The organism is Propionispira raffinosivorans DSM 20765 (genome assembly GCF_000381065.1).
Taxonomy (GTDB): domain Bacteria; phylum Bacillota; class Negativicutes; order Selenomonadales; family Selenomonadaceae; genus Propionispira; species Propionispira raffinosivorans.
In genome coordinates, this window is record NZ_KB905858.1 from 64202 (window position 1) to 85586 (window position 21385).

Here is a 21385-nt window from a genome sequence, read left to right on the forward strand (position 1 = left end):
ATCAGCCAACCTTCTTTTTCGTTACTTTTAATGCGATTCCCAGAAAAAAGATGGCATACAAGGTCAGTACCCCGCAATTTTTTATAATCATTGTCCAGTTGTTTCCTGCCAAAAACAGCGATTTCAATAATTCCAAATAATACGTTGAGGGCAAAACCCCCCCTATACTGGCAATCCATTTTGGCACACAACGCAAATCATATAAAAATCCCGTGAGCATTAATGCGGGCAAAAAACTTACGATAAGGGATACCTGGCACGCCAAAAACTGGCTTTTTGTTATCGCAGAAATAACGAGACCCAAGCCTAGTGCTGTAAATAAATACAATACAGAGGCAAAAATTATAATCCATATGGAGCCATGTATCGGAACTTCATACAAAAATTTTGCTGTGAACAAACAAAGACCAAAGCCCATCATAGCAATACAAAAATAGGGGATTATCTTTGCAAGCAAAAGCTCCAGTAACTTTACAGGCGTTACAAAAAGCGATTCCAGTGTTCCCCGTTCCCATTCACGTGCCATAACAAGAGCCGTAAGAAATACACCCACAATTGTCATAATGAGCATCATAAGCCCGGGAACAAAATACCATGTGCTGGTATTTGCATCATTGAACCACATACGATTTTCAATAACAACTCGCCCTTTTTGCGGAAAAACAGATTTCGACAAAGCTATGTTTTTTTGCCGTACACTACCTTCTATATAGCTTTGCACAGCCATCGCCGTTGTAGAGTCTACACCATACAAAATCAATTGCAGGGAACTTTGCCTTTTCTGCAGTTTCTCTGAGAAATCAGGTGGAACCTGTAAAATAGCATCAACCTCTCTTTTTTTCAACAACTGTTTTGCTTCATTCATTGAATACACATACCATGGCGAAAAATACTCTGAACCATTAAGAAAATCCAATGCGTGCTGCGCTGTTGGGGAAGTATCCTCCATCACTACAGCCATCGGCACCTTCTTCACATCCAAAGAGATACCATAGCCAATGAGTAAAATCAATACGACAGGCAAAATTGCTCCAATTAAAATGCTGCTGCTGTCCCGACAAATTTGCAAAAATTCTTTATAGATCAAGGCCTTTAATCGACGGCAAAATCCATCAGCAACTTTATCTATCATACTTTTCACCTAGCCTTTTTCGTTCACGTGCATTTTCAATAATTTTTATAAAGACTTCATTCATACCGTCTTCTTTTGTGCCAACCTTTTCTCTGATTTCCTGCGGAGCTCCAATAGCTAAAAGCTTCCCCTGATCCTGTATCATAATTCGATCACAGTACTCAGCTTCTTCCATAAAATGTGTCGTAATAATAATTGTTGTTCCTTTTGCGGCAAGAACTGTAATCTGTCGCCAAAAATCTCGTCTGGCAAGTGGATCGATTCCACTTGTAGGCTCATCAAGAAATAAAATTTGGGGTTCATGCAAAAGTGCTACCGCCATGGAAAGCCTTTGCTTAAAGCCGCCAGGAAGCTCACCTGCAGCCTTATCTTCCTGCCCGTTGAGCTGGAATTCTTCTAAAACTTCTTCCATCCTTCGTTTCAGTCTTTTCGAAGCCATTCCATATACTCCGCCATAAAACAACAGATTTTCCCGCACACTCAGGTTCCCATATAAGGAAAATTTTTGTGCAACATAACCAATATTTGCTCTTGCTTGTGTTCTTGCCGTACGTAAATCCACTCCTGCAACACGCAGAAATCCACTGGTTATTGGCAGCAAACCGCAAAGCATACGAAAAGTAGTTGTCTTTCCTGCTCCATTTGGGCCCAATAGGCCAAACACCTCTCCCTCATGTACTTGAAAAGAAGTATTAGCAACCGCTGTAAAATCACCAAATTTACGAACTAAATCACGAACTTCAATATCCACCTTTTCTGACAGACTATATTCTCCTGCAAAAAATATTTTATTTTTTCTCGATAAAGAATTTTTTTCATGCTTTCTTTTATCCTGATGAAGTAACATCATAAACCCATCTTCCAGTCGTTCCTCCACTGGTTCTGCGTTCAATTCAGGCCTCGGTTTTTCTTCCCCGTTCTGCTGGATAAACCGCACAGCCCCACCTTCTGGAACTGCATCCACCACATGGTCTTTATCATCAAGCAGCATCGTCTGTAATATACGGGTTGGCATATTAGCTTTTGGCCAGACTTTATAACAACGGCCTTTGGCAATAGAGCACAAATCCTCTGGAGTTCCTCGTTTTAATAAACGGCCATCATTCATAACCAGAACTTCCTGGCAAAGAGCAGCCTCCTCCATATAAGCTGTACTAACAAAAACACTCAATGCCTCTTCTTTTACTAATTGCTGCAGAATTTCCCAAAGCTCTCGCCGCGAAAGAGGGTCGACACCAACGGTTGGTTCATCCAATAATAAAAGCTCCGGTGATCGCACTAGTGTGCAAGCCAGCCCTAGTTTTTGCTTCATCCCACCTGACAGCTTTCCTGCCTGACGTTCCGTAAAATTTTTTAACCCTGTCATTTCCAAAAGATGTGAAAATCTCTCTTCTCGTACATTTTTGTCAATACCATGCAAGTCTGCATAAAGGTTCATATTTTCCTGGATAGTCAAATCTTCATAAAGGCCAAATCTTTGCGGCATATAGCTGATACGATTCTGTATGTTTTGCTCATTTCCTTGTGTTTTCATTCCAAGCACCAAAAGCTGTCCTGCCGATGGTTCCATCAGCCCTGCAATCAATCGCATAAGTGTAGTTTTGCCAGCACCATCCGGCCCAATCAAAGCCGTAAGTGTTCCCTTCAGGACAGAAAAATCCACCTCATGTAAAGCTGTTATTTTTCGTGTAGATCGATGTATTGGAAACTCTTTTGTCAGGTGCTCCGCAAGTATAATCTTTGCATCCGTCATAAAACCCCATCCTTATTTTTTTAAAGTTTTACTTTTACTGTTGCAGGCATCCCCATGCGCAATAAATTTTCCGTATCTTCCACATAAACCCGAATCTCATACAAAAGAGATGTTCTAAGTTCATCGGTTTGCACTGTTTTAGGCGTAAATTCTGCTGTTGATGAAATATAGCCTATTTGTCCGTCAATTGCTTTGTCATGATATGTATCGATAAAAACTTCTGCTTTCTGTCCTTCATATATTTTCCCCAAGTCTGTTTCTTTTATATATGCTCTAACCCATTTTTTATTATTTAGCACTAATTTAAAAACAGGTTGTTGTGGTGAACCCATATCACCAACTTCTAAAAGACGCGAACGCACCACGCCATCCGATGGAGCCTGCAATTCAGTTTGCGCCAGGATATAGGACTGACGGGAAAGCTCATCTTTCAACGCTTTTAATTGTGCTTCTGCCTCTGCAATATCTTCATCTCTTGCACCAGCCAAAGCAAGATTATATGCCTCACCAGCTTCCTTTTTTTTAGCAGTTGCTACATTTGCCTTGGCTTGTACATCTTCCAGGTCCTGCTGGCTCACCGAACGTCCAGATGAACTTTCAAATGCATTTTGCTTGCGCGAAAGCTCTTGTGCAGCATACGTCTGATCCGCCTTTGCCGCCTCTAATTTCGCCGCATATTGGGCAATTTCTTCCGGTCGTGTTCCATTTTTCAAACGTAATACAACATTTTCCTGGGCTTCAATCTGTGAAGTCACCTGCTGTATTTTTAATGATACTTCCTCTGGGTCAAGCTTTGCTAATAGCTGGCCTTTTTTTACGGAATCCCCCTCTTCGACAAAAATATCGGTAATCCGATCACTTCCCCTGAAGGCAAGCGCCACTTCACGAACATCTACATTTCCAGATAAGCATAATTCACTGGCCGCTTTTGCTGCTTGGTTTTTTTCCTTTTGATAATAAAAAAATGTGCCTATACTTACAAGCAAAACAAGAAAAACGATAAAAACAGCTTTCTTTTTTCTTTGAACCAAATTAATAAAATTTATATTTTCTTTCATTTTACTGTTTCCTCACTTTTTCTGCATTTTTAATATTACTATTGTTAATCTCATCGTTTTCCAAAGGCGACCAGCCGCCTCCCATAGCTTTAAAAAGCTGCACCAGATCCGTGAGTTCCTGCCCTTTACTCACTACATAATCATTCTGCAGTTTAAGTAAATTACGCTGTGCATCTAAAACATCATGGTAATCAGTTAAACCATTTTCGTAGCTGTTTTGCGCAAGTTCCAATGCATCTTGGGCAGATTTTGTGCCTTTTTGCAACGCCTCTTTTCTTTCTCTTTCCTGTGAAAGCCCAGTCAATGAATTTCGCACTTCCGCAACAGCTTGTAACACTGTATTTTCATAATCTGCAAAATACTCTTTTTCCTTCTCTGTCTGTACATCAATATTTCTATGAATAGCACCCGCATGAAATATTGGCAAACTAATTTGCGGGCCAATACTAAAGCCTTTACTTCCTATAGAAATCAAAGATCCGCTATTTTCCGACTCCCAGCCCAATGAACCAAACAATGAAAATTTCGGTTTTAAATCTCCCTTTGCCGCTTTTGTTTTAGCAAGCTGCGCTGCTAGTTTTCTTTCCGCAGCATGTATATCAGGCCTTTGCCTAAGCGAATCGGCGGGTATAGCCGCATAAAGCTGCGGGTTGATATCTGGTAGTCCTGAATTTTTCTGCAACGTTGCCTGCAAGCTTCCTGGCAGCGAACCAGTTAAAATAGCTAATCGGTTCATCGTTTCCGAAATACTCGTTTTCAACTCGGGAATTTCTGCCTGCATCTGCTGTAAGGTATAGCTTGACTGTGTCAATGGCAAGTCACTTATCAAACCTGCATCGCGTTTTGTTTGCAGCAATTCTATGGATTTTTCTTGAGATTTAACCTGTTCTTTTACAATGTCCAATCGTTCCTGCAGCGCTCTAAGCGAAATATAATTCATAGCAACCTCAGAAGAAAGCGTGACCCAATTGGCATAAAGCGATGCATGTTCTGCCTGCAAGCTTGCTGATGCAGCACGGACATTCTCTTTTTGCCGGCCAAAAACATCAATTTCCCAGGAGGCATCCATTCCTAGCTTATAATCTGTGTGAAACCCTCGCAACCCTGTATATGGTGAATTTTCTGAAGTATCTGTTCTCGTCCAGCTTCCATTCGCATCCAACCAGGGCAACAGAGTCGCTTTACTGATTCCCAAAGCAGCTCGGGCCTCATTGACACGTGCGCGGGCCGATAGCAGATCTTTGTTTTGTTGCAAAGACAAAGTAATCAACCACGTTAATGTGTCATCCTGCATGACACTCCACCAATTCGCCAAAATGTCTGGTGACAAAGCAGCTTTTTCATTTTGCTCAAAATAAGGTTCTGGATATTCCAACGCTAAATCTGTCCAAGATTCCTTGGTCAAACCTTCATATTTTGCGTCAGCACTACTTTCTGCGGCATAGCCTATACTATTAAAAAGTACAGAAACCAATATTATCAAAGCAGCTCCAACCAATTGTTCAGGTAGTTTTCTCATCTTTATATTCACACCTTTCTCTTCGTTCAAGGCACAAAACGTAATGAAAAACTTGTGCCTAAACGCATTGTTTTTTTATAATATAATGACTTATTTGCTTTGCCTGCTTCCTTGTTTAAGGCGTTAAATATTATTTTCAACCTTCACCTTCTGTAAAGTATATTTCTCTCTTGCATTATATCAAATTCAAATTTTAATTTCAAGTTAATGTTTAAAATCTCATTCGACACGATATAATGTGATTATTCAGGCCACATTATATCATGTTAAATGAGATTTTTTGTGTCGACCTATAGACTCAACCTGCAAAACTTAACTCATAAATAATTATAGCCGCTAATTAAATTATTTATACTTTATTATTTCTTTATAGTCGCTGGTTTATAGTCCGTATACTTTTTGCATTTCTTTTCTATAATACCAATATTGTCAAAATATTTTTTCATAGTATCTTGAATTTCAAAAAAATGATCCTTGGCGCCATTGCCATTTAACATGGATTTTCTATGCCCGTTCTGTTCAATAACAAATTTCCATTTTCCGTTCTCATCTTTTTCTAAATCGCCGCCACAATGACAGATAGGACACTCAATGGTAAACCCTGCTTCATTCCAAAGCGGCTCCCCCAATGATAAAACATTAGAATGACAGTTCGGACACCAGCCCAATTTTTCATCGCCAAGGAAAGTCACATTTTCATAATTTCTAATACCTATTACTAAGTTCTCGCCCACGTGGGCAGCTCTATTGAGTAGACCCTCATCAAGCAAAACCTGCCCCGGTCTTGGCGCACGGTTTACCATTACTTGATCCACTACTTTAATATCTTGTGATAGTAAGGTTATATTCACACTTTCTAAAGTCAGCGACATCCAGCTATGAGTTGACCCCCCATTGCCTATAATTGCACCAACACGATGACGGAAAAATGCCTGATTGCCTACTTGCTTATGAAAGTTTGGTTCATAAGCCAAAAAGCGATCCGTAAAGACACGATAAATCCCAGCCGGCATAAAAGAATATGCCGGAACTGTCACCAGAATTCCGTCCGCTGCCAACCACTCCTTCATAATCAAGTCCATATCATCTTTATTTTTATACACACATTCCGGCGCTTCGCCCTTTTGCGTAAACTTTATGGTGCAAGATTCACAACCTGAGCAAGGTTTTATCGTGTAATCATGCAGATTAATCATTTTTATCTCTGCACCAAGTTCCTCAGCTCTCATCAGCGCGGCTTTTGTTAAAATTTCACCATTACCATTTTTTCTACCTGCAATAACTGCCAATATTTTCATTTTTGCCTCCATAAATTCCATATTAAAGTTCTACTGCTGTATCAAGGGAGTTATCCCCAATTATTTTTTTCTTCCGCATATACTTGTGGTAAAATTTTAGCCAAATTACTAAATTCTTTAATATTATGACTAAACAATGCACGTACTACTTCTTCTGGCACAGATTTTCTCTCAGGTACTACCTTTATGATTTCTCCATTATTAAAAGCATATCCAATCCAAAATCTTGATTCAAACATTGTCCCCCCGTCTACTGCATAAAACTTATGTGTCATAAATGCGGGACATGCACCCACACCTATTGCACATACCAGCGAATTACAGTATTTCGTTCTAATTAAACTTATATCATAACCAAAGTCTTTTGGATTTTTAAAACACAATGTCAACTTATCCGGTCCCATTCCAATATCTTCTAGTATTTCATGGTTAACTCCCCATGTTTTTTGATGATTCGGTACTCTAGGATCTAACACATACTCTGGCTTATCTGCCCGAGCATAATAATGATCCTCAGGATCCCATATTTTATACCTTAAATCACTGGACACACTATGCCATCCAAACCACCAGTCAAGCATTTCTACTGTTACATTTTTCATAAATGTCTTATTAGCTACAAATCCCGTTCCAAGTGTTGTAACGCAGAATCCAATTTCTAATTCTGTAGCCTGTCCCACCAAAAATTTATTTTTCTCTTCAATGGAAAGAGCTTTCTCACTATCCGCTACTTTCCCTATAGCTATTTTCTGTTTTTCAACTGGAATTTGGGCTAATTCCTGATAATAGTATTTAACATAAGGAAGCTTCTTTTCTATATCCGTTAATTCAACCATTTTGTCCCTCCATTTTGTTTCTACCCCTAAATAATATTCATTGCTGCAAGATAAGCTGTTTTTAATGCAGCATCTACTTTACCCGGATGAATACAATCACCAATTTCGAATACTGGAATGTTACCCGCAGCAGACTTTAATTCATCTGTTTTATTTGATTTCATACCCAATGCATAGAATATACGATCCGCCGCTAATGTCTTCTCATTTCCCAATTCATCTGCACACCGTACGCTATTTGATGTAATTTCCATACAATGATGGCCAGTTAAGGTTGAAATTTCGTATTTCTCCATTTCCTGCACTAACGCTTCACGATACATTCCAAAAGAGTCTTTTGCAACTTTTTCTAACATTTCAATTATAGTTACTTTATGCCCGCTTTTCGCTAAATGAAGTCCAGCTTCACAGCCAACAAGTCCACCTCCAATCATAATAATTCGTTTCTCTTTTATTTCTTTTTGATTAAATATCTCCAGTGCCTGTGCCGCTGTATTCAATCCCTTTATTGGTGGCATTGATGGTGTGGCTCCAATGGCTAAAATCAATGCCTCTGGACGCTGTTGCTTAATCAAATCTCCATTGGCCTTTTTTCCATAAATTACTTCAATGTTTCTTTTTTGTACTTCTGCTGCCAAAAGGTTTTTAAATGCTCTTAAATCATCTTTATCCACATCAATATCTGTAAAATTCAATACACCACCTAACGCAGTATGTTCGTCTACTAATGTTACTTTATGCCCGCGGTTACAAGCAGTGATTGCGGCCTGCATTCCAGCAGGACCACCCCCAATAATCAGAACCTTTCGACTTTTTTCCGGCTTACCAAATTCACTAAACATGACCTCAGTATCCGTTTCAGGATTAATTGCACAAACTCCTACTTTCTTAGACAGCGTTACTCCGTCATAAGGAATATCAGTATAGCCTTCTTCTGGTGAACCGGGAAAACAGTTGAAACAGCGAACACAGCGTCTGATTTCACTTTCTCTACCCGATGCTGCTTTATTAACAAATTCAGGATCTGCAATCATCTGACGCCCTAAAATCACATAATCTGCCTTCCCTTCAGCGATGATTTTTTCTGCCATTTCCGGTGAATTAATTCCGCCAACCACCCCCACTGGCAGGCTTGTATATTGCTTAATAATTGCCGAATCAGCTGCATTACAGCCGTGTTAAACAAACATAGAACTAAATTGGTGGGTTACAATTGGATCCGTATACAATCCCGTTGAAATGTGTACGGAGTCAGCAATGCCTTCCATCATCTTACAAAATCCCCCTGTTTCTTCTACCGTAACTCCTCCAGGAACACCTTCTGTTGCACTTAGTCTGACATCAATAATAAAACCTTTTCCTGTTATTTCTCGTATTCTTTTCAAGATTGCGAGCGGAAATTTCGCTCTATTCGCTAAGGTACCACCATACATATCTGTTCTAGTGTTTAATCTTGGTGATAAAAATTGTGTAAACAGAAATCCATGCCCGCCATGAATCAAAATTCCATCAAATCCTGCTTTTTGCATAAATTTGGCGGCTATAGCAAATTCATTGGCTACTCTATCCATATCGTCTTGTGTCATTGCTTCAACTCTAATTCCTTTGCTAGTGGTAAACGCAACTGGACCAATAGGATTTTTTTGACCTTTAAATGGAATTTTTTCAGATCCTGCATGAGATAATTCACAGATTGCTACAGCACCATATTTATGAATACGATTAGAATATTCTGAAAAAGCGTCAAAGCTTTTTCCTTCACAAACGGTAAAATCAACATTTGGAAATGGAAGTCTGTCCGCATCTGTAAAATTAATATCTGTCTCACCAACGATAACAGCTGCTACCCCGCCCTTTGCACGCGACTCAACTTTTCTGTAAGATTTTTCAGCTACTTGCGGATCAAGTGCAGATAAACTAAATGTCATTGGTGCACTAACAATACGATTTTTATAAGTCACTTTATTTACCTGAAATGGTTTAAATAACTTTTGAAATTTACTGCTCGACATATTACTTACACTCCTTTTATTTGTTATTATTGATTATACTTATTATATTTCTGTATTTTTTATACGTCTAATATTAAATTAAGCCTCAGTAATAACTATTTCTTATTTATTAGTCTTGAATGTCAAACTCAAATTCTATATAATAAATTAAAAATATAAATGCGAGGGAGGATACATACAACATGCATATTAGACAGTTAGAATATTTTATTGCAGTAGCAGAAACACTTAATTTCACAAAAGCATCACAACGTTTTTTCATTTCACAAACAGCCGTAACGCAACAAATTAAAGCATTGGAAAAAGAAATGAATGTGATGCTTTTTCTTAGAAATAAAAGACATGTGGAATTAACTCCCGCCGGGAAAGCATTTTTAACGGATGCCAAGGAAGTCGTGAGGCACCTTACTATTGCCATAGCAAAATCCACCTCCGTTTCTACTGGATTCATTGGTACACTTAAAATTGGAATTGTCAAAGATTATATGGATGTAGATCTTGTTGACTATATAAAACTATTTTACAAAGAATATCCTAACATCTCATTTACATTTGTTCGAAACAATGTTGGCTATTTATATGATAGTCTTTTAAACGGCAACTTGGATATTGTATTCAATGTTAAATTTAATTTAGAGAAATATTCACAAATTCAATACAGAACATTTAAAAAAGCTCCTTTACTTGCGATTCTACCACCGTCACATCCTCTTGCACATAAAATCAGTCTCACCAGAAGTGACTTAAAAGAAGAAGCATTTATATTGATAGGTACGGAAGAAAACAATTTTGGAGAAAAAGATAGTATCTTAAAGGGATTCCTTGAATCTGGTTATCTCCCCAACAACAGACAGTATGTAGAAGATGTTGAAACTATTTTAATTATGGTAGCATCTAATATGGGAATTGCCTTAGTACCTTCATATGCCCTTCCCTTGCAGAACTTTGCGGGAAGAATTATCTCGGTTCCTATATTGGGAGATGAAGAAAGAGTGGAAATTATTTCTGCTTGGGACAAAAGCAACAACAATCCCTCACTCACTAAATTTCTAGCAAACTTATAAAATCTAAAAATACACTTTTTTTATTTTCCAGCAATATTCTCTGTTAAGGTTAAATATTGAGAAGCAGTACAATGAAAGACATTGACCAATTGCCGCCGGAGGTAATCTATAGTATACTTAAATGTCTTAAAATAAAGATTAAGGTATGTAAAAAGATTTATAAAACTCGTTGATATTTATGTAGTCTACACTATAGTTTGATTTTCCAGGTCTTTACTGGCCTTTTTTCAGTGTGCCCTTTTTCTTCATAAAAAACTGATATCATTCGGTCAAAACCAACATCAATTGTCACTATTATTGCCTTCCTTCGCAGTTATAATTTGAACATTATTCTGTTCTAAAACCTCCGGAATAAATAGTAGTGGAATGTTATCAGTGACCAAAATATCATTTTTCACAGTGCCGCAGATGTAATAAAAAAAGTTTTTTGGATCAAACGAAGCTCTTAGCTCAAATTACATTATATTTCTTCAATGCATTATAAATGCCATCATTTCTAACATCATCAGTAATATCAAAGGCAATTGTTTTAATTTCATCAGTAGCATTACCCATGGCAATTCCATGTTTTACAGTTTTTAGCATTTCAATATCATTACAAGCATCCCCAAAAGCAAAAGTATCATAAAAAGACACACCTAGCTTTTCATATAAATACCCCACTGCAGTTCCTTTTGTATACCCTGGTAAATGAATGTCCATTCGTATATTGCCGGTGGTATAAGCATCTACAACCCAACCACTGGGAATATTAGCTTTGCAATCAAACAATTGTTTTTCTGTTTCAAACAAAGCCGTAACCATGTTTGCATGAACATCTTCCATCTTCCAATTAGCTTGCTCACTAGTTCCACTGGAAACAGATCCTCCAAAAAGTTCTACCTGGCGAAGTATTAGTGGATGCGTTAAAAGGCTTGTCCATTTACCAAAATGTCCGTTAAAAATGTATTGCCCTTCCTTTTGTTTAAATAAATCTACTAGAAACTTGATGTGCTTTTCCGAAAAAAAGTTATCATAAATAAGATTGTTTTGGAACTCTATATAGTTTCCATTACAAAAAATAAAGCCATCAAAGTTTAGGTTTGAAAAAGCTTCTGGCATACTAGCCCTAGCTGTTGCAACGACTGAATAATGACCCTTCAATCTTAGCTGTTCTATTGCTTTAATCGTACTTGGTAATGGTTCAAGCATTCCCGCAGGAATATCTATCATGGTTCCATCAATATCAAAAAACACTATTTTCTTTTTCATAAGATTACCTTCCTCCCTATTTATATTTTTAAGATAACATCATCTTAAGTTATGGGAACATTCCCATGCCAAGAAAATTTCATAAATATTCTTTAAATATTTATGATCGTTTTTATCTGGCTGTTCTCGTCATTTCCTTTTGTTTTCTTACCTGATACGAATTAACGAGCTGGATCATCTACAATAGATTTTAGTGGTCTGTATTTTTCATCTCCTACAGCACCTTATGGTGACTGCTTAAAAAGCTTGACGCCTGCCTTATTCCTCAAATGCCGCTTACACAGATGTTTCATCCCCAGGCGAAAGTGTTTTCCCAGCGACTAGATTTTCACAGATGAATGCTAGATTCTGTCAATTCAGGTTAAATTCAGATGAATTTTTCAATAAATTATAGATGCAAGTTTTATCAATTATAAAACATTTTGCACAACAGATCTGTTTTTTATCTTATGTTTATATATAGTAGGAGAACAATTCATGTATTTTTTAAATATTTCGGAATAATAACTACTACTAGAAAAGCCAGCTGAAATAGCCACTTCTGTAATGTTTAATCCTTCGTTTAATAAATAAGGAATACTCTTTTGAATGCGATAACTTAGAAGATAATCAAAAGGTGTATGATGTACAATTTTTTTAAATAAACGGCAACAAGAACTATTACTGAGATGGCAAGAGGTGGAGATGTCGTTTAACCTTATGGTTTCTTTGTAGTGGGCATGAATATAATTCAGTGCTGATTTTATTTGCATAATGTTTTTGTGCGGATTTTTAGGTTCATTTGGAAGTTTGCGATAAACATCTTGGTATAAATAGAAGCATAATTCAAACAATTTACTCACGATTAGCAATTCATAGCCAATAGTTTTTTCTTTATAAATTTTTTCTAGTTCCAATAATACTGAAATAATATTATTACTATCATCGTTACTCGAATTAAAATATGCAAACGCGAGTTGTTCATTTGTAACTATTTCGAATAGATATTTGTTTTCGAAAATACTATTTCTATGTCCTGAAATTAAAGTTGGATGAAAAGTAATTGCAAAATATTGGCAATTTAAACCAGAAGATGCTGTTCCTGAATGAAGACAGTTTTGATTTGCACATATAGCATCACCCTCTTTGAGCAGATATTGACTATTATTTACTTGATATATCATAGAACCGCTAAGAATATAAGTAAATTCAATTTCTGGATGCCAGTGGCACCCAAAAGTAGAACCCCTATAATTTGTAATTTCTTCATAGCCGATTCGAAAAGGAAAACTATCATTTCTAGCATAATCTCTATTTTCCAATTGATTTTCTCCGATATTTAGTACTTTACGTTGCATAAATCCTCCAAATGATAATATTGTTATAAAATGTAACGATATTATCGTAGATTTCAATTATATATAACATTATAATTGAAATTATAATAATTGAAAATAGTAAGGAGAAAACTTATGAGTGAGTTAGAAAAATGTATGATAGGCAATACGTTTAATTGTATTGACGAAGAACTTACGGATATGATAAGTAAGTCCAGAATAATGACCTATCAATATAATTCAAGCAGTAGCATAAAAGAAAAAAAGAGCATTCTGCGTGAGTTATTTGGTGAAATTGGTTCTAATGTAAAGATAGATATTCCATTTTACTGTGATTATGGTAAAAATATATTTATTGGGAATAATGGCATTATTAACATGAATTGTACATTTGTAGATTGCAATAAAATAGAAATTGGAAACAATGTTTTAATTGCCTCTAACGTACAAATATATACAGCAACACATCCAGTAAATGCAAAAGAACGTTTAGTGGACGAATGGAAAGAAAACTCGGGTCAAGCCTTTTTTAGAACTTATGCGTTACCGGTTAAGATTGAAGATAATGTCTGGATCGGCGGCGGCGCTATTATTCTGCCTGGCGTTACTATTGGGAAAAATAGTGTAATTGGAGCCGGAAGTATAGTGACGAAGAATATACCTACTAATTGCGTTGCGGTAGGAAATCCTTGCAGAGTAATTAGAAAACTTAATGAGAATAGGGAATAGCTGATAAATAAAATGATCCAGGTCTTGCATAATGCTGTATTTTTTTTGCATAACAATTCTTCTTTTCCGCATAAGCTATTTTTATATTCGTGATAAATGTAAGCGTCAACTAAACCATCACTTGTACAATCACATCATGAGAAAATACATTCAGGATATCTAAATTAAAGCTTTTTAGATTCTTTGAGAGGCTAAAAAACTCGAAGGGAGTCTAATTATGGATGTACAAATCGTAACACATGAAGTTCGGTTGCAAAAATGGATTGATCTTGTAAAAACTTGCCGCAGTAGTGGTAAAACCATTAAAAAGTGGTGTGCTGACAGTAAACGTCAAAAATGCCGTTACCTTGACAACCAGTCAGTTGGTAACGGCATTTTTGACGTTTACAGTTTTCCTATATCAAACATGCCAGATCAGCTCATGAAGCTTTTAAGTAGAGTTAAAAACAGGTATTTTAATTATTGGTCTTCAGCAATCAGTTTTGCTGCTACCTCACCCATTTCAGCCTCATTGTGTCCAACACCAGGCACCGTAATTAGCTGCCAATTAAATGGCACACCCATTTGTGCTGCTTTTTTCTGTGCAATAGCAAAAAATTCCTGCCCACGTTCAAAGCGATTTTCCCCTTGTGCATCTGCCAGCGGAGTATGCCGAAGATCAGCATTTGATTTCGTATCAGCCTCACCTAATAAAATTGTAACGGGTTTAGCAAAAGCTGCCTTCAAATCAGCTGCATTCAGTGGCAGCCCTTTAATTCCATAAGGGAACGCGACCTGGGAATCTGGCATTGTATACCAGCCAGAATTAGCAGCGATGATTTTTTTTGCTTTTGTTTCTTTATTAAGAAGCACATACCTATGAACCATTTGCGATCCAGCCGAATGTGAATATAGTACAAAATTTTCACCAGTAGCTCCTGACCTTATCTTTGCCTGGTCAAAAATTCGGTCAATCACTGGAAAAACCCAATTTTCTTTCGGCTGTAAATTGCCTGTTTCATCATCCGTATCTGAAACATTTCCTGTATTATAGTAACGCACACCCGGATACTTAGATTCAGAGAACTCCGGGCATACTACCAATAGATTATATTGGTCAGCATACTGAATCCAATCATCACAATAATCTTGTGCATTACGCTTAAACCCATGCATCACAACAACAATCGGTCGATCTGCTGTCCAATTGGCTGGGCGATAATAAAAAGCTTTCAGATCAGCATTCGTTGCACCTGTAGGTTCCGGCATTAAAAATGATCCTGACCCAACGTTTATTGTTTCAACTTTTTCAAAACCAATGGCACCGCAGTCAGCACTTTGCAACAAAAAAAGTAGACAAATAAACAGCACACTTGAGTTTAAAAATCTATGATTCAATTGAAATCCCTCCATATTGATAGCATAAATTCATTTTTTTACATTACCATTCTCTCTCAAAACAATTTATCTTATATTGTATAACATTCGGACGGTTACCATCCTAAAATATATCTCTGCCAAAATCTGATTCATTCCTTACACTAAACTTTGTGTTTGCTTATTATATAATCGTCAAATTAAATTATTTTTAATACTAGCCATAAAGTCCTCCACAGTTCTTGCATTATTAATATCATTTAATACATTCACATTATTAAGCAAGAAATATAATGTTTTAAATTCTTCTTTTTGGTATTGATTTAATGCAAGCATAAAAACACTATCTATCTTATATCCCGGGTTCCATTCAATGGAGTCTTTTAAGGTCATCACTGCAATAACAGGTTTAATTATAAATTCAGGGTTTCCATGCGGTATTCCAACATTTTGAAAAACACTTTGTGCTAGTTTTTCTCTTTCATAAATTGATAAAATATATTGTTCACGGATATATCCTTTTGCGGCCAAGGCTTGTCCTAAAAAATTTAAAACATCTTTCTTATTATTAAACTCCTGCTGCAGAAAAATTAAATCAGATGAAAAAAGCCGCACTAATGTCATTTGTTGTATTTTATTTTGTTTATTATAAACCAAAGAAAAATCAATCAATTTTTTCAATTTCTCTATACCATCATGGCGTATCATTTCCGTAGAAGATATAAACGGAATTCCTGAAATAACCGGTCCCATTGTTCCAACAATAGCAATAATCCGATAAATCTCTTGTAGTTTTCTCAAACGAACTTGAATATCTTCTTCGACTAATACTCCCAATGCAATAATATCTATACCCTCCAACTTTTCTGGTATTGTTTTGCGAATATTATCCTCAATCCATTTTGCAGTTCCAATTCCAGTGAGGCACATTGTTACAATTACAGAAGGAGCATCTGTTTTCCTATCAATACCACAAAATTCCTCATCAACTTTAGAAAAGTCATATTTCAATGAACTTACAATTTCGTCAATATCCATATTAGGAAGAAGTGCTTTACGAATAGCTTCCATCACCATTGGCGTATGTACTTTTATTACTGTACGTACCAAAATTCCAGTTTGATCGGTAATTAATTTGCCAAATCCAACCAAAGATCCCATATCGGCAAGCAATAACACACCTTTGCCTCGATCAATTTGTTTTACTATTTCAATCGTACGTTGTAAAGCCATTTCACAACTTTCTTCCAAAGGCATCTCCAGTGCTCGTGCGTATTCTACATTTAATAACCGATTGGCAACCTGAGCCATTCCCTCTGCAACATGTCCGTGCGACAACACAAGCACACCCACATGAGCTTCGGCAAACGAATCTTTTTTAGAATATGCTTTTAAATACATTGCAATAAATATTGTTTCATCCTCAGGTAAAGAAATCTTCAAATTATAATTTGCTATTTTCACCATTTCTTGTGCAAGTGCATATTCCATAGGGTTTTCAGCACATAATGTCGTTAGTTGATAATTTACAATGTTAGAAGCTGGCATTCTTTGACGTTCAAAAAACGTACCTAAATGCGTTGCCAAACAATATAAAAGACTATCATCGATATCTGGCATTTTACGTTTTGCAAAATTAATCATTTTTTCAACTACACAAATAATTTCTACTGATACAATTTTTTCTAAATCTTGCCGTGCTAAATTGTTTTTTCGTTGTTGTGTTTGTTTGATAAATTGCCGCATTTTCACTTCTAACTCTTCACTTATAATACGGTTAATAACCGCATTTTCAATGCCCTGATTTTCCATGTTAATATAACTATTTTCAATTTCTTGATAAATGTCAGTTGGATATAAATAGGTAGTCTGAATTAAATCTAATTTAGATTGATCATTTGGAGCAAATTCCAAATCTCCTTGCAACGTTAAAATTTTTTCTATTGAAGTTCTTTTTTCGCCAAGACTAAGTAACCCACGAACAACCTGCTGACGTAAATCACTGATTTCTATTTTTAAAGCAGGTTCTTTTTTTGTCATATGCCGCAAGAAGGATCGTGCACAGGCGACTTGAATATCAGAATACAGTTGACCAATATTTCCCGGACAAGTATATATTAACAGAGCAACAACAACATTATAAGACACTTGCACTTTTAAATGCAGTCGATTAGCCTCTTCTCGCATAAATGCAACGATGATTTGCAAACGTTCTTCCATTGGACGCTGTTCTAAAGATGGCAGCTCAATGAGCATAGGAATTCGACGTCGAAACTGTAAGAGTAAAAAAGATTCTACATTTTCTGTCGTTGCGGCAATTAACATTAACGAGATATTTTTAAAATTATCATTTTCACCTAATCTTCTGAATTTTCCTTTATCAATTAAATAATACAGCATTTCCTGTCCCTCTGGTGATAAGCGATGAATTTCATCCAAAAATAATATTCCATTATTCGCTTTTTCAACTAGGCCAGCCCGATCGCTATCCGCACCAGTAAATGCCCCTTTTACATAGCCAAACAGCTGCGACATTAAAAGTTGTGGTGTTTCAGCATAATCAGCACAATTAAATACAACAAATGGAAAGTTTTTTTCATCGTGTCCAGCTTCAAGCGCAAATTTATACATACAATGTGCTAATTCGCTTTTTCCTACACCAGTAGCTCCAACAATTAATGTATGCAAGCCTTTAGGAGGATACAAAATGGAAGCCTTAGCCAATTCCACCTGAGACCTTAAACTTCCATCACTACCAATAATAGCTTCAAATGCATTTTGTTTAGGAATAACTTCCTGTTCTAAAACAACTGTCTCTTCACTATGTTTTTTGGTAATTTTATTTTTAAATTGCTTAAATATTTCGCCCACTGCGTGCCGAGAAATATTATATCCTTCGTCATTTATTTTTTTTGTCAATGCTCTTTCTGATAAATCGGGGGTCTCTTGTAAAATTTTTTCTATTGTCACGAATAATACATCGCGCATTCTTTTACGAGAATTTTCAATGCCAAGCGAATTGCGAATTTTTATAACATCTATACGTGTAACATGTAAAATGGTTGCAAGTGCTTCATCCGTAAAAGGATTTTTTTTATCTTCATTTACAATTATTTTTATTAACTTTTCCATTAATTTCACCATCCAATGAATCTTAATATAGCCAAAACATAACAGCTGTAATATAACATTTTCAATTTAATATGTATAGTCTATCTTCTCATAAAATAAACCAATACCGCCTGTAAAAACAGGCGGCTATGTTATATTAAAACTATGCAGATTTCTTACTTTTATAAATCTAAAATGATGGAAACATCACCAAAAAGGCTATCCTAAATTGGAAAAGCTCATAAATTTTATATTCTTAACTATATGCACCCGTACATTTTTGCAGAAGATGCTCAACACTTTCATACGCTGGCGCATCTTCATAAAGAATTTCATATAATCCTTTCAATAAAGGTAGGCGTTCTATTTCTAATTTACCGTGCTTCGCTAATTCCTTTGCAACTAAATACCCAAAGTTGATTGCTGGATAACCTTCAACTGTGATACCTTCATCTTTCATTTTTGTAATTGCCTGACTAGCGCTCAACCCGCTGCCAATTGCTTCACCCAGCATACGATTCCGTCCAGCTTCACCAGTCAACTCTAAATCTCCAGCGCCCGGCAGACCATAGACAGGAGCCAGCGTCCCACCTAATGCTGTCGCCAATATTGCCATTTCAGATAATGCAAAAGTGAAAAGTGCACCCTTTGTATTTTTGTGAAGATATCCTTTTTCTCTCTTAAAAAAGCCTTCTGCCATTCCTAACCCAACACAATAAGCATTCTTCATGGCCGCACAAAGTTCTGTACTAATCACATCAGTTGTCACATTAACTCTATATACATTCGTCATCGCTGCTTTTTGCATACTTTTTGCAGCTTCAATATTGGTACTTGCATACGTTACAGATGTTGGTACTTCCCATAATATTTCAATTGCTTTGCACGGACCTGCAACAAATACAAAAGAAATTTTATCCTTAAGAACCTCGGGTACACGTTCCTTTAAAATTTCCGGTAAAAGTACAATATTGCCATTATGATCAGAATTAAAACCTTTTGTTACACTACCGATAATCATACCTGGCTGCAGATATAAAACAACCTGTTCAAAAACATCACCTAGCGCATCGGACGTGATCGCCATAATTACAATATCAGCACCATCAATAGCCTCTTTCATTTGAGTACTATAAAAAGTCTTAACCTCTTTCGGTAAAGGAAATTTATGTTTAGGGTGATTTTTTCCTGCTTGTAAAGCATCAATAATTTCATCATCCAAAGGAGAACCCCATAATCTAACTTCATTATCATTTCTTGTTAGTGGCATAACTAATGCACTGCCCATTGCACCTGCACCAATAATAGTGACTTTTGCCATAATATATACACTCCTTAAGTTTTATTTATGGATATTTACAGCGAAATAAAAACGATACTGTTATATTGAATTCATTTTCATTATACCATAAATAAAAATGAATTCAATATAAAAAGATAACAAAGAGTAAAAATAAGCAATAAAAGATAATTAAAAATATCTTTCCTTTTGATCGAGTAAGTAGTGAAAATTCCATTCCAATCTTCTTCCCTGAACCGAAACAATTCTACTTTATACATCCCCTTCTTGACCGATTTATTCGTTTTCATAACTCTCTTACTAATTAGATTCATAATAATTGATTTCTAATTATATGACCTCGCATACATCAGCGATTATTTTACAGATACACTTTATGAAAAATTTAATTTTCAAACAAATTAATAAATTGCTACAGTATAAAAAAATACAAAACAATCAAAAAAGTAAATAAAAGGTTGTTTTTTTGTTGCTTTTTTTATTTTTTTATGGCTAACTTTGTCTGTCATCTCTATATCTGAAATTATTTTTTATTTCAAAACAGTTGAATTTCTTGATTTCAGTCCTTATAAAAACAAATCATCCCATCATTTGGCATGTAAGTTGCATATATATAATTGAGCGAGATAGAAATTATACTGTTTTGAATTCAATTAACAACTTTCAAAAATTATTTCAGAATAAAAAGGAGGGCATAGTCTAATGTAAACGATAACCACGATGCGATCTAAGGAAGGTAATAATCGAAAGCAAACCATAAGAAAAATATAATCTTATCAATTTTAAATATGTAGGTGATAAAGTAATGGAAAAAATTTTTAAATTTGACGAAACCGTCATACGCGTAGGAATTGAAGCAGTTGATTGTTATGATGCCTTAGATCAATTGGCCAACACGCTTTGTAATGCAGGATATGTAAAAAAAAGTTATGTAGACGCAATTATCACCAGAGAAAAAATTTTTCCAACAGGTCTTCCCACTGGTAAATATGGTGTAGCAATTCCCCATGCCGATATATGTCACGTAAACTCTTCAATGATTGCAGTTGGCATTCTAAAAGACCCTGTAGAGTTTAAAAACATGGGAGATATTGAAGATACCGTATCTACAAAAATTATTTTTATGTTAGCAATGAATAACAGTGAAAATCAAGTAAAGCTCTTATCTGCATTTATGGGTAATTTACAAGATCAAGAATTACTCAAAAATTTAGCTGAAGCCAAAAATGTTCATTCCGTTATAAAACTAATCGATGGTAAAATTAAATTTTAATATGTAACACAATTGAAAGGATGTAAAATTATGGTATATAAAGTATTAACAGTGTGCGGAACCGGAATTGCAACATCAACCGTAGCCGCTGAAAAGTGTAAACAGTTATTATTAGAAAGAGGTCTATCTATAAATGCTATAGAGTGTAAAGTGTCCGAAATCGAAGGGAAAATTTCGGTTTTTCAGCCTCATGTTATAGTTCCTACAACAATAGTCTCTGATAATAAACTCTGTGGAATAAAAAAATTTCCTGGTCTTCCTTTCATAACAGGCATTGGCATGGATAAAGCCGCTGATGAAATAGCTGAATATTTAAAATCTATTAAAGAATAAATATATACACTTAAGTACTGAATATAACAAAATAAAAAAGCGAG

Annotated in this window: 16 protein-coding genes and 2 pseudogenes; 4 read left to right on the forward strand and 14 right to left on the reverse strand. The window is 35.9% G+C overall.

Features of this window, described 5'->3' with window-relative positions:
- Position 1: 1 nt before the first annotated feature.
- The 9 genes and pseudogenes from F606_RS0114650 to F606_RS23515 all read right to left on the reverse strand — a co-directional run.
- Positions 2 to 1132 (reverse strand): ABC transporter permease, encoded by a 1131-nt coding sequence (locus F606_RS0114650; RefSeq protein ID WP_019554636.1) that lies wholly within the window; start codon positions 1130 to 1132, stop codon positions 2 to 4.
- Positions 1122 to 2276: an ABC transporter ATP-binding protein gene (locus tag F606_RS0114655; RefSeq protein WP_407635980.1), complete on the reverse strand. Its 1155-nt coding sequence runs from the start codon at positions 2274 to 2276 to the stop codon at positions 1122 to 1124. Before F606_RS0114655 ends, F606_RS0114650 begins: the two co-directional genes overlap by 11 nt.
- An 18-nt stretch (positions 2277 to 2294) precedes the next feature.
- Positions 2295 to 2774 (reverse strand): annotated as a pseudogene (locus F606_RS23975) (ABC transporter ATP-binding protein); the annotation flags it as partial.
- Positions 2775 to 2905: 131 nt separating this feature from the next.
- A complete protein-coding gene (locus tag F606_RS0114660) occupies positions 2906 to 3943 on the reverse strand; it encodes an HlyD family secretion protein (RefSeq protein WP_019554638.1) in 1038 nt (345 codons plus the stop codon).
- 1 nt (position 3944) lies between these two features.
- Entirely contained in the window at positions 3945 to 5462 is a 1518-nt protein-coding gene (locus F606_RS0114665) for an efflux transporter outer membrane subunit (protein ID WP_019554639.1), read from the reverse strand.
- A 359-nt stretch (positions 5463 to 5821) separates the two neighbouring features.
- Entirely contained in the window at positions 5822 to 6760 is a 939-nt protein-coding gene (locus F606_RS0114670; protein ID WP_019554640.1) for a flavodoxin family protein, read from the reverse strand.
- Between the two features lie 50 nt (positions 6761 to 6810).
- Positions 6811 to 7596, reverse strand: coding sequence for a DAPG hydrolase family protein (locus F606_RS0114675; protein WP_019554641.1), 786 nt, complete (start codon positions 7594 to 7596; stop codon positions 6811 to 6813).
- Positions 7597 to 7622: 26 nt separating this feature from the next.
- Positions 7623 to 8438, reverse strand: a complete 816-nt coding sequence (locus F606_RS23510) for an FAD-dependent oxidoreductase (RefSeq protein WP_281166775.1) — start codon at positions 8436 to 8438, stop codon at positions 7623 to 7625.
- A 153-nt stretch (positions 8439 to 8591) separates the two neighbouring features.
- Positions 8592 to 9608 (reverse strand): annotated as a pseudogene (locus F606_RS23515) (NADH:flavin oxidoreductase); the annotation flags it as partial.
- A 182-nt stretch (positions 9609 to 9790) separates the two neighbouring features.
- On the opposite strand from F606_RS23515, the gene F606_RS0114685 reads away from it, so the two are divergent.
- Positions 9791 to 10672 carry a LysR family transcriptional regulator gene (locus tag F606_RS0114685; protein ID WP_019554644.1) on the forward strand — a complete coding sequence of 294 codons (882 nt, stop codon included), beginning with the start codon at positions 9791 to 9793 and terminating at the stop codon, positions 10670 to 10672.
- A 450-nt stretch (positions 10673 to 11122) separates the two neighbouring features.
- On the opposite strand, the gene F606_RS0114695 is transcribed toward F606_RS0114685, so the two are convergent.
- Entirely contained in the window at positions 11123 to 11923 is an 801-nt protein-coding gene (locus tag F606_RS0114695; protein ID WP_019554646.1) for a Cof-type HAD-IIB family hydrolase, read from the reverse strand.
- Positions 11924 to 12333: 410 nt separating this feature from the next.
- Complete coding sequence (locus tag F606_RS0114700) at positions 12334 to 13260, reverse strand: AraC family transcriptional regulator (RefSeq protein WP_019554647.1); 927 nt, start codon at positions 13258 to 13260, stop codon at positions 12334 to 12336.
- Between the two features lie 114 nt (positions 13261 to 13374).
- Between F606_RS0114700 and F606_RS0114705 the strand changes: the two genes are divergently transcribed.
- Positions 13375 to 13968, forward strand: a complete 594-nt coding sequence (locus F606_RS0114705; RefSeq protein ID WP_019554648.1) for a sugar O-acetyltransferase — start codon at positions 13375 to 13377, stop codon at positions 13966 to 13968.
- 459 nt (positions 13969 to 14427) lie between these two features.
- Here the strand turns inward: F606_RS0114705 and F606_RS0114710 are convergent, their stop codons facing one another.
- The 3 genes from F606_RS0114710 to F606_RS0114720 form a co-directional block, all read right to left on the reverse strand.
- A complete protein-coding gene (locus tag F606_RS0114710) occupies positions 14428 to 15345 on the reverse strand; it encodes a hypothetical protein (RefSeq protein WP_019554649.1) in 918 nt (305 codons plus the stop codon).
- A 174-nt stretch (positions 15346 to 15519) separates the two neighbouring features.
- Positions 15520 to 18456, reverse strand: a complete 2937-nt coding sequence (locus tag F606_RS0114715; protein ID WP_019554650.1) for a sigma 54-interacting transcriptional regulator — start codon at positions 18454 to 18456, stop codon at positions 15520 to 15522.
- Positions 18457 to 18691: 235 nt separating this feature from the next.
- Complete coding sequence (locus F606_RS0114720; RefSeq protein ID WP_019554651.1) at positions 18692 to 19756, reverse strand: NAD(P)H-dependent glycerol-3-phosphate dehydrogenase; 1065 nt, start codon at positions 19754 to 19756, stop codon at positions 18692 to 18694.
- A gap of 784 nt (positions 19757 to 20540) precedes the next feature.
- On the opposite strand from F606_RS0114720, the gene F606_RS0114725 reads away from it, so the two are divergent.
- Positions 20541 to 21008: a PTS sugar transporter subunit IIA gene (locus tag F606_RS0114725; RefSeq protein WP_019554652.1), complete on the forward strand. Its 468-nt coding sequence runs from the start codon at positions 20541 to 20543 to the stop codon at positions 21006 to 21008.
- Positions 21009 to 21038: 30 nt separating this feature from the next.
- The gene (locus F606_RS0114730; RefSeq protein WP_019554653.1) at positions 21039 to 21341 is read left to right on the forward strand and encodes a PTS sugar transporter subunit IIB; all 303 of its coding nucleotides are present in this window, start codon (positions 21039 to 21041) and stop codon (positions 21339 to 21341) included.
- The last annotated feature ends 44 nt before the right edge of the window (positions 21342 to 21385 follow it).

What these genes read in the sequence shown, in the direction of transcription:
- F606_RS0114650 (WP_019554636.1), bottom strand. Translation starts at nt 1,132, where the DNA reads ATGATAGATAAAGTTGCTGATGGATTTTGCCGTCGATTAAAGGCCTTG.
- F606_RS0114655 (WP_407635980.1), bottom strand. Translation starts at nt 2,276, where the DNA reads ATGGAGGAGGCTGCTCTTTGCCAGGAAGTTCTGGTTATGAATGATGGC.
- F606_RS0114660 (WP_019554638.1), bottom strand. Translation starts at nt 3,943, where the DNA reads ATGAAAGAAAATATAAATTTTATTAATTTGGTTCAAAGAAAAAAGAAA.
- F606_RS0114665 (WP_019554639.1), bottom strand. Translation starts at nt 5,462, where the DNA reads ATGAGAAAACTACCTGAACAATTGGTTGGAGCTGCTTTGATAATATTG.
- F606_RS0114670 (WP_019554640.1), bottom strand. Translation starts at nt 6,760, where the DNA reads ATGAAAATATTGGCAGTTATTGCAGGTAGAAAAAATGGTAATGGTGAA.
- F606_RS0114675 (WP_019554641.1), bottom strand. Translation starts at nt 7,596, where the DNA reads ATGGTTGAATTAACGGATATAGAAAAGAAGCTTCCTTATGTTAAATAC.
- F606_RS23510 (WP_281166775.1), bottom strand. Translation starts at nt 8,438, where the DNA reads ATGTTTAGTGAATTTGGTAAGCCGGAAAAAAGTCGAAAGGTTCTGATT.
- F606_RS0114685 (WP_019554644.1), top strand. Translation starts at nt 9,791, where the DNA reads ATGCATATTAGACAGTTAGAATATTTTATTGCAGTAGCAGAAACACTT.
- F606_RS0114695 (WP_019554646.1), bottom strand. Translation starts at nt 11,923, where the DNA reads ATGAAAAAGAAAATAGTGTTTTTTGATATTGATGGAACCATGATAGAT.
- F606_RS0114700 (WP_019554647.1), bottom strand. Translation starts at nt 13,260, where the DNA reads ATGCAACGTAAAGTACTAAATATCGGAGAAAATCAATTGGAAAATAGA.
- F606_RS0114705 (WP_019554648.1), top strand. Translation starts at nt 13,375, where the DNA reads ATGAGTGAGTTAGAAAAATGTATGATAGGCAATACGTTTAATTGTATT.
- F606_RS0114715 (WP_019554650.1), bottom strand. Translation starts at nt 18,456, where the DNA reads ATGGAAAAGTTAATAAAAATAATTGTAAATGAAGATAAAAAAAATCCT.
- F606_RS0114720 (WP_019554651.1), bottom strand. Translation starts at nt 19,756, where the DNA reads ATGGCAAAAGTCACTATTATTGGTGCAGGTGCAATGGGCAGTGCATTA.
- F606_RS0114725 (WP_019554652.1), top strand. Translation starts at nt 20,541, where the DNA reads ATGGAAAAAATTTTTAAATTTGACGAAACCGTCATACGCGTAGGAATT.
- F606_RS0114730 (WP_019554653.1), top strand. Translation starts at nt 21,039, where the DNA reads ATGGTATATAAAGTATTAACAGTGTGCGGAACCGGAATTGCAACATCA.